Origin of the sequence: Neobacillus drentensis, from assembly GCF_036962125.1 — a bacterium.
GTDB classification, from domain to species: domain Bacteria; phylum Bacillota; class Bacilli; order Bacillales; family Cytobacillaceae; genus Neobacillus; species Neobacillus drentensis_B.
The window spans coordinates 23,325-29,324 of sequence record NZ_JBALOA010000029.1 but is presented as its reverse complement, the minus strand read 5'-3'; the positions used below and the strand labels follow the sequence as shown (position 1 = coordinate 29,324).

Genomic DNA, 6,000 nt, shown 5'->3' with positions numbered 1-6,000 from the left:
GTAATACTTCTAGAGTTCGCAATACATCACGTCGAAACACTTCAAGAAGAAGAACTTCTAGAAGAAGAACTTCTAGAAACTGCCGATGGACCGGATGGCGTAGGGGTACTTCACCTAATACAATTATCAACCGCTGTTGGGGAGACGGTAATATGTGGAATTTAATAATCCGTAGACGGTAATAAAGTATGACTTAATACAGGATAATATCTAAGAACACAAATGGGAAAGGAAACAACTAAGTTTCCTTTCCCATCGTTATTTTGGATAAACTTTACTTTTTTTCAGGAATCACGCAATTGCCATCTGCACAGCTAACATCTTCCTCAGTCGAAAGGTCCTGCAGCACTGGTTTAGGAGACTCTTCTTCCCAGACCTTTTGCAACGCCCCGATAAAGGTTTCCATCGGTTGTGCTCCTGAAATGGCATATTTTTGATTGATGACAAAGTATGGTACCCCGCGAACACCATACTGCTGAGCAAGAGATTCATCTTGGCGGACATCAATCGCATATGCATTTTTGTCATTTAAGACCTTCAATACTTCTTGACGGTCCAAACCTGACGCTTCAGCAATCTCTGCCAATGTTTCAAACTCCCCAATATGTTTTGATTCGGTAAAATAGGCGTGAAGAAGCTTTTCTGAAACTACTGCTTCTTTCCCTTGCGTTTGTGCATACTTCGCCAGGCGATGTGCATCAAACGTGTTCGTCGGTTTCATTTCATCAAAATTGAAGGTTAACCCTACTGTGGCTGCTTGCTGCCCGACCCCTTGATTGGCTTCCTTCGCTTTTTCCACACTCATCCCATATTTTTGTGCCAAAACTTCATGGATGTTTTGACCGATATTTTTAGGAGTATTGGGATCCAACTCAAAGCTTTTGAATTCGACCTCTACTTGATCTTTATGTGGGAACTGATCCAAAGCCATTTCTAATCGGCGTTTTCCTATATAACAAAACGGACATACATAATCTGACCATACTTCAATTTTCATGTCGACACCTCTTTTTCTTCAGTTAATTTCTATAGTATCACAAGGTTGGTGAAAAACATTCAAACATGCTCATCATTAAATTGGTTGATTTTACCTAAAAAGAAGGTAAAATTAACTATATTCAGTGAATTCTAAAAATGGTGGTGGAATACAATTTTTAATTTATTTAAAGGAATAGCAGGATTTGTGATTCTCGATTTATACTTTAACCTTGTGCCTGTTCAACTAGACAATCCCTTCATCCAGTTTGGATCAACACTTCTCTTTTTCCCACTCGCACATTTTATTGCAAAATGGGTTGGTCTAAATGGCCTAAAAGGACTCGGAATAGTCTTTCACCGGGGCTGGAAAAAGAAATTTCTCTATAGTTTTACGATTGGCTTTACTTTTTGGATGCTTATGTTTGGGATTCAGTTCCTAAATGGTCAATTAGAATTTGTTGGAATGAAGCAGCCTGTGGATTTAATCATGCCGATCGTTGAGGTATTTGTCGGTTATTTTGTTGGATCGCTGATCAATGATCTGATTACTAGAGGATATATTCTTCAACAATTAAAGGGAAAAGTTCATATTTTCTGGGTCTTCACGATCAGTATTATTATATACGCACTTGATGATTATTGGTACGCCGGTTTCAGTCTGAGCAATATCATTTTTTCTATTTTATTAGGTCTATCTTTAACCTTGGCATTCTATAAAACTGGCTCGGTTTGGGCTGATACTGGACTACACTATGGATTAAATATTGCCTATGGTCTTTTTTATGGACTTGTCGGAAATCCAGAGGGAGGCATTCTTCAAATTAAAGAAACCGGTCAAGAAACTGTCTACTTACAATACATAATCCCCGCGATGATGTTTATTTTTGTCGTTTGGTTCCTTCGATTTTATAGCAACAACACAGTGAAAAACGTGCCTGAACAGGATAAAGAGTTTGTTATTCCTTTAAAGTTATAAGAAAAGACATATATTTTTCCAATCTGGTAATAATAACCTCGATTACCTTGAAAGGATGGGATGTTTGATGTCGTTAGAATGGTTTGACAGAGTATGTGGAGAACTGCAAGAACACCTGGAATCTATCTGTGAAGAATATGATCAGGTTGGTCAAATGACAATTGAAAGAGCTGCCAAACATCCAAGGATTGAGTTTTATGTCGATACCGCAGATGTTGATACCGAAGAACTGGAGCGTGATTACTTTTGCTCGTTGTTCTTTGATCCTCAAAACGAGGAATTTTACATCGATACCTTCGATGTGGATAGTGGCCATACGGCGAAGGTCATCCTTTCAGACATAGAAGACATTATCGAGGAAGTTCACGCCAGTCTGCATGATTATATGAACGGCGATGATCACTATACAGATGATGGGGTCTATCTTCAGACTTCCGAGGTCTATGATGAGGATGAAGATGAGATTGAAACGGTTTATGTGGATGATGAAGATGATGAAGAGTATTACGAAACGGAACAGGTCAACAGTGACGATATCTTTGAGGAAATTGATGTAGATTGGTCGACGCCTGAGGTTACAGCCTTCAAACATGAAGACGAAGTCGAAGTAACCTATCAATTTGGATTAGTCCAAGCCACAGGTGACGGTGTCCTGAAACGTGTCAATCGGATTTGGACCACTGACGATGAATTGATCAAAGATGAATCCCATTTTATTTTTAGCAAGGAAGAAGCCACAACGATTATCGCTATGATTGCCTCCCATATGGACCAATTAAGTGAGTTTGAATTTTAAACTAAATTGTAACGAGCATACCCACCGGTGTGCTCGTCATTTTTTTCAAAAATAAAAGCTCTCCAAGAGAGGAGAACTTTTACTCTACCGTGTAATCTATTTGAATTAAATCCCAAGCTGTAATCATACCAAGCGGGACCTCGTCCGGTTTCCCGTTTTCAGTGATAATCACCCCTTCAATTTTACGCTTCCTCTTATGCGCTTTTTCAAATATATTTTCCACCTCAAAGATATTAATCTCTTTAGAGACAATTTCGATTGGGTGTTCCTTCTCGTAAGTCATGATATCGGACACATGGATATCGGAAAGGTTAACTGAACTACTCTCCATATTTTGTGCCATCCATTTCACAATCGAGCTGGAGGTAAGTAAGCCCACACATTTTTTGTTTTTATAGACTGGAAACTTCGAATATCCATATTGTTTAATTGCATCAGTTACTTTTAAGATGCTGTCACGATAATCAAAATACACCACTTTTTTCGTTGCAATTGACAGCGCGTAATTAGGACGGCTAAACACATTGGCAATTTTTTCAATTTGAGAAACTACTTTAGCATTGGGCTCGGCAATATAAAAACCAAGCTCCATTTTTTCATGAACAATTGCATTACGAAGCCGTGCATACTGCTCTAAATCCTTTTTATACGTTTCAATGATTTGATATTTTTTCGCGCCTACCTTCACGAGAACGACGAATCGGTCATCATTAATTTGAACAATATCACGCAATGCCTCGTGCACTTGGTTGAAGGCTACCTCAAAACGCTCTGATAAAAGTTGTCCTTGTTTTTTATTCATATTCATTTGGCTCTCCCATGATATTTCTCTGTATTCATTATATTAATAGTAGAATCAATACTTCAAATTTTCAAGCAATTATTTCCCCCACTTTTCCTTGAGCTGTTCAATTTCCTGTTTGTGTGTCATCCCTTCATCATCAGGTGTTTCGAGGACTAAAGGAATTCCATTAAAAACATTGGATGTGATTAGGTTTTTTAATTGGTCGGCTGGGATGAGGCCATTTGTGTGGAAAATATTTGCATGCCGATCTTTCTTTGAGCCTGTCGGGTATTTCGAGTTATTTAAATGAATGGCCTTTAATTGCTCAAAGTATCCGAAACTTTCCCCGTTTTCGATTAGTTCGTCGGTGTTTTCGCCCGTCCACAGGCCGCTGGCAAAGGCATGGCAGGTATCCAGACAAAAGCCAATCTTTTCAGGGTAATCACATAAATTTCTGATTTGGACCAGTTCCTCCAATGTTGTTCCCAATGCCCCTTTGGTACCGGCATTATTCTCCAATAGAATCAAACAGTCTCCCTCCCACTGACTAAGGACTCCATTTAACATCGCCAGCATTAAATGATAACTAGCCAGAGCGTCGGTTTCGCTAATTTGGCTGCCATAGTGAACAACCACCCCAATCGAACCACAAGCATCGGCAATTTCCAAATCATTAAGAAGGGAGGCGATCGTTAATTCTTGCTTGTCTTCTGATGGTGTTAAACTTGTGGAATAAGGAGTATGAGCAATCGATTGGAGGTGGTGTTTTTGGCAAAATTCTTTGCAGTTTTTCGCATCCTCACGGTCAAAATCCTTAATCGAAAGGCTTCGCGGATTTTTCGGAAAATACTGAAAAGCGGATGCACCATTTGCAACCGCTTGTTTTGCTGCCCCTAAATATCCGTTTCTAATGCTCACATGACCGCCAAAGATCATTTTAATGTCCCCATCCGTACTTTTTTAAAAATAGGATTTGTTTGGCGCATGATTTCTATTCTAGTTCAAGGGTTATTGATTGGCAAAAATGGTAAGCAACCGGTCCTCCACCTTTTTCCCTTCGGAATCTTCAAGTAAGTTATTCAACAATATGGAAAAAATGAATGTCTGTCCACTTTTGGTTTTTACGTAGCCTGAAAGCGAACTCACCGTTGAAATAGTTCCTGTTTTGGCATTCACTTTTCCTCGGACTATAGGTTCTTTCATGCGATTTCTTAAGGTACCGCCGATCATCTTCTCGCTTGCGCCGGAAACCGGTAAGGAATGTAGAAAGCTTGGGAACCATTTTTCCTTCTGTACGGCGAATAGCAGCTGCGTTAATTGGTTTGCTGGAATTAAGTCGACATGGGAAACGCCTGATCCATCGCGAAGAACTAATGTTTTGGGATTAACCCCGAATTTGACGATTTCTGTTTCCAACACAATAAGACCCTTATCCCAGCTCCCCTCACCCTTCACAACGCGGCCCATTTCCTTTACGAGAATTTCCGCATGGACATTATTGCTCAGTTTCATAAAAGGAACCAATATTTCTGATAACGGCATCGAGTGATGAGTTATCATAATTTTTGTGGTGTCAGGTACCATCCCTTTTTTTAGTTTACCCTTCAGCTTAATTCCACGCTCTTTTAATGATTGTTTGAAGAGAGTCATGGCATATCGTGTTGGATCCCAGACACCGATCCAGTCCTTTTCCGGTTTCGCCTTTATCGGAATCGTGCCCTCAATCCTAATAATGTTTTTGGCATGCTCCCGTTTGATGGTAAGAGACTTTTTAACGTCCTTCGAACCAGTTCTTGCCTGGTTGACTATTTTAAGATATGTGGTTTCCGGTGTTATTTTTACGATTGGCTTGGTGCCCTCTCTTGGTCCAGGTTGTACAATTACCTGGACAGAGCCGGCGTCAAAGTCGGTGGTCGGTGACGCCGTGAGTGCGGAAATCTGGGCACCGTAATGGGTCGTTTCATCGCTCCAGGGCAGGTCGAGAGAATAGCGCACATTATCATACCAGGAATCATCACCGATGAGATTTCCGTTTATTGTTTTGATGCCAAGCTTTTTTATTTTTTCTGCCATTTGATCAAAATCAGATTTCAATAACGTTGGGTCGCCCTTACCTTTTAAATAGAGATTTCCGTTAAGGGTTTTCTTTCTCACCGATCCATCTGTATGTATCTTCGTCGTAAAAGTGTAATCTTCTTCGAGAATATTCAGAGCAGCAGCAGCCGTTAACAGTTTCATGTTGGAAGCGGGTCTTAAGCGGACATCCCCTTGATGGGCATATATAATTTTTCCATCGGTGGCGGATCGGATACTGATCCCAGCAATCGCACCTTTTAATGCGGGTTCGTTATTGAGTAGTTGATTGATCTGCTGGGCCATTTTTTCGTATCCTGACATGGCATCTACCTTCATTGCAGGAACAGTGGTGGCAAGCACCATGATAAAAATAAGCAAGTGATATTTTAA

At 40.2% G+C, this 6,000-nt stretch carries 6 protein-coding genes; 2 read left to right on the top strand and 4 right to left on the bottom strand.

From position 1 onward, the window contains the following. Nucleotides 1-274 precede the first annotated feature (274 nt). Nucleotides 275-997 (bottom strand): DsbA family oxidoreductase, encoded by a 723-nt coding sequence (locus V7121_RS21740; protein WP_335547777.1) that lies wholly within the window; start codon nucleotides 995-997, stop codon nucleotides 275-277. 186 nt (nucleotides 998-1,183) lie between these two features. Here V7121_RS21740 and V7121_RS21735 point away from each other — a divergent pair, with 186 nt between their 5' ends. Next, nucleotides 1,184-1,954, top strand: a complete 771-nt coding sequence (locus tag V7121_RS21735; protein WP_335547776.1) for a CPBP family intramembrane glutamic endopeptidase — start codon at nucleotides 1,184-1,186, stop codon at nucleotides 1,952-1,954. 67 nt (nucleotides 1,955-2,021) lie between these two features. Beyond that, nucleotides 2,022-2,750, top strand: a complete 729-nt coding sequence (locus V7121_RS21730) for a hypothetical protein (RefSeq protein WP_335503447.1) — start codon at nucleotides 2,022-2,024, stop codon at nucleotides 2,748-2,750. A gap of 79 nt (nucleotides 2,751-2,829) precedes the next feature. Here V7121_RS21730 and V7121_RS21725 read toward each other — a convergent pair whose 3' ends face one another. The 3 genes from V7121_RS21725 to dacB form a co-directional block, all read right to left on the bottom strand. After that, complete coding sequence (locus tag V7121_RS21725) at nucleotides 2,830-3,558, bottom strand: CBS domain-containing protein (RefSeq protein ID WP_335503450.1); 729 nt, start codon at nucleotides 3,556-3,558, stop codon at nucleotides 2,830-2,832. Nucleotides 3,559-3,630: 72 nt separating this feature from the next. After that, complete coding sequence (locus V7121_RS21720) at nucleotides 3,631-4,470, bottom strand: deoxyribonuclease IV (RefSeq protein WP_335503453.1); 840 nt, start codon at nucleotides 4,468-4,470, stop codon at nucleotides 3,631-3,633. A 72-nt stretch (nucleotides 4,471-4,542) separates the two neighbouring features. Then, complete coding sequence (dacB, locus tag V7121_RS21715; RefSeq protein WP_335503488.1) at nucleotides 4,543-5,973, bottom strand: D-alanyl-D-alanine carboxypeptidase/D-alanyl-D-alanine endopeptidase; 1,431 nt, start codon at nucleotides 5,971-5,973, stop codon at nucleotides 4,543-4,545. Nucleotides 5,974-6,000: the final 27 nt, after the last annotated feature.

Coding starts and splice junctions, on each gene's coding strand:
- V7121_RS21740 (WP_335547777.1), bottom strand. CDS start 997: ATGAAAATTGAAGTATGGTCAGATTATGTATGTCCGTTTTGTTATATA.
- V7121_RS21730 (WP_335503447.1), top strand. CDS start 2,022: ATGTCGTTAGAATGGTTTGACAGAGTATGTGGAGAACTGCAAGAACAC.
- V7121_RS21725 (WP_335503450.1), bottom strand. CDS start 3,558: ATGAATATGAATAAAAAACAAGGACAACTTTTATCAGAGCGTTTTGAG.
- V7121_RS21720 (WP_335503453.1), bottom strand. CDS start 4,470: ATGATCTTTGGCGGTCATGTGAGCATTAGAAACGGATATTTAGGGGCA.
- dacB (WP_335503488.1), bottom strand. CDS start 5,973: ATGGTGCTTGCCACCACTGTTCCTGCAATGAAGGTAGATGCCATGTCA.